The sequence below is a fragment of the Rhodopirellula maiorica SM1 genome, from assembly GCF_000346295.1.
GTDB lineage: Bacteria > Planctomycetota > Planctomycetia > Pirellulales > Pirellulaceae > Novipirellula > Novipirellula maiorica.
Genome location: NZ_ANOG01000218.1, coordinates 1 through 2,413, shown reverse-complemented (window position 1 = coordinate 2,413; position 2,413 = coordinate 1). Strand labels below are relative to the sequence as shown.

The window sequence follows — 2,413 nt, the reverse complement described above, 5'->3', positions numbered from 1 at the left end:
GGCAAGACGGTCAATGGCGCACTTTCGGTTCCCATCGAACTTGCCCCGGGCGAATCAAAGTCGGCCACCTTTGTGTTGACCTGGTACTTCCAAGCCGGAAAGCACGGATCGGGAAGACGACCTGTCAAGCTAGAGGGCGAGAGTGGGCAAAGCGTCGGCTGGTCGCACGCCGGGCAAAACTACACCAACTGGTGGCGAAGCGCCCGCGACGTAGCGACTTACTTGGCTGATAACCTCGATGATTTGACCGCGCGCACTCGCCGCTTCCACGACACGCTGTATGCGTCCAGCCTGCCGAGGTGGCTACTGGACCGACTCTCATCGCAACTGGCGGTGTTGCGCAGCCAAACTTGCTGGTGGGCGGCTGACGGATTCTTTGGTGCTTGGGAAGGCAGCAATCCGACCGACGGTTGCTGCGCCGGCAACTGCACACACGTCTGGCATTATGCTCAGGGGCACGCGCGGTTGTTTCCCGAACTCGGACGCAAAATGCGCGAGCAAGACTTTTCGACGATGGCGGCTAGTGGCCTGCTGCCGCATCGGCATACCAACAAGAGTCCCGCAGCCGATGGGCATTTTGGTACGATCCTGAACACCTACCGCGAGCATCTCTGCACGACCGATAACCGTTGGCTTCAGTCACAATGGCCCAACGTCAAGAAAGCGATGGAGTGGGGGATCCACCACTGGGATCCTGATCATGACGGCTACATGCAGAACATTCAGCACAACACACTTGATGGTGCGTTTACGGGCTGTTCTTCATGGATCGGAACTTTGTACTTGTCGGCACTGGAAGCCGCCGCTCGGATGGCCGAAACGATGGGCGAGCCCGACACAGCGGCGCAGTACCGCAAGATTCGGCAGTCCGGTAAAAAGTTGCAAAACGAACGATTGTGGAATGGCGAGTATTACATCCAAGAAGTCGGCAAGGAGCGGGCCCAAGACTATTTAGATGGCTGCCACATCGATCAGATCCTGGGTGAATGGTGGGCCGGCCAAGTTGGCATCGATCCCAACTACCCGCCGGACCGGTCACGCCGGGCGATGGAGTCGCTGCTGAAGCACAACTTCCTGGCGGACTTCCATGGTCAATCGCTCAAGCCGCGGCAGTACTGCGAAGTCGAGGATGGTGGCATGAAAATGATCACCTGGCCCAAGAACCCGCAGCCGATCCCCGGCATGAAGTATGGCGACGAAGTGATGACCGGTTTTGAGTACGGTGCGGCGGTCACGATGATGCAAAACGGTATGCTGCGTGAAGGATTGATGGTCATCAAGGCGATTGCCGATCGTTATGACGGCCGCTTGCGCACCGAGGGCGTCACCAACATGAAGAATGGTCCCTGGGGCTACTCAGGCAACCCGTTCGGCGACGATGAATGCGGCAAATACTATGGCCGTTCGTTGAGCGTTTGGTCGGCATTGATTGCCTTGCAGGGTTTCGTCTACGACGGCCCGGCTGGCCGCATCGGTTTCCGTCCCATCTTGAATCCAGAAGACCACGCCAGCTTCTTTACTGCTGCGGAAGGCTATGGACTGTACACGCAGATTCGGAAGGCCAACACACTTCACGCGTCCATCCACCTTGCCGAAGGCCAGCTGCGTCTGACGGAGGTGAGCCTCGGACTCGCCGAAGGAGCCGAGGCCAAGGCCGTTGATTTGAAGCTTGACGGCAAGCCGCTTGCATCGAGTCCAAAAACGAAGGATGCCGCGGTGCATGTCCTACTGAGCCGCCCGGTTATCCTGAAGGCAGGCCAGCAGCTTGAGATGCAAGTTGACGTGAAATCAGCGTGAGTAACGATAAACAAACTGAGCATGGGACTGGTCCATCCAAGGATGAAGATCCCAAACCGAAACCCAACCGCGAATCGACGGACTTGGAAGTCCATCGTACCAGAGCGTGTTCGACGGACTTAGAAGTCCAACGTACCTATTCCCGTACGATGGACATCCTTGTCCGTCGAAAAACTTGCCTGTGAAAGTAACCACAGCGATGAACGACAACTTTAACCTTCCCGCTCCGCCCAACTTTCGGGGATTGCATCCCGACTTGCCGATCCGCATCTACCAGCGACATCTCCCTCATTGGCGTCAAGTCGGTGCCAGCTACTTCGTCACCTTCCGTTTGGCCGATTCCATTCCTCAACAACAACTGCAAGCCCTCAAACGGTGGCGAGAAATCTGGGAACGAAACAATCCAGAACCCCGATCCGAAAGCCAGTGGAAAGAGTTGGCACGTGAAATTACCAGTAAGACCGAAAGATGGCTCGACGACGGCTACGGCGCGTGCGAACTCGAGCAACCGCAAATCGCAACATTGATGCGTGACTCGTTGTTGAAGTTTCAAGACGACCGATATTTCGTTTCTTGTTTCGAGATCATGCCCAACCATGTACATGTTGTGATGAAG

Annotated in this window: 1 protein-coding gene and 1 pseudogene; both read left to right on the top strand. The window is 56.4% G+C overall.

Annotated elements, in window-relative coordinates:
• On the top strand, positions 1–1,797 hold a 1,797-nt coding region (locus RMSM_RS06660; RefSeq protein WP_236622032.1), incomplete at its 5' end, for a GH116 family glycosyl hydrolase.
• Between the two features lie 181 nt (positions 1,798–1,978).
• Positions 1,979–2,413: pseudogene (locus RMSM_RS06655) on the top strand (transposase); the annotation flags it as partial.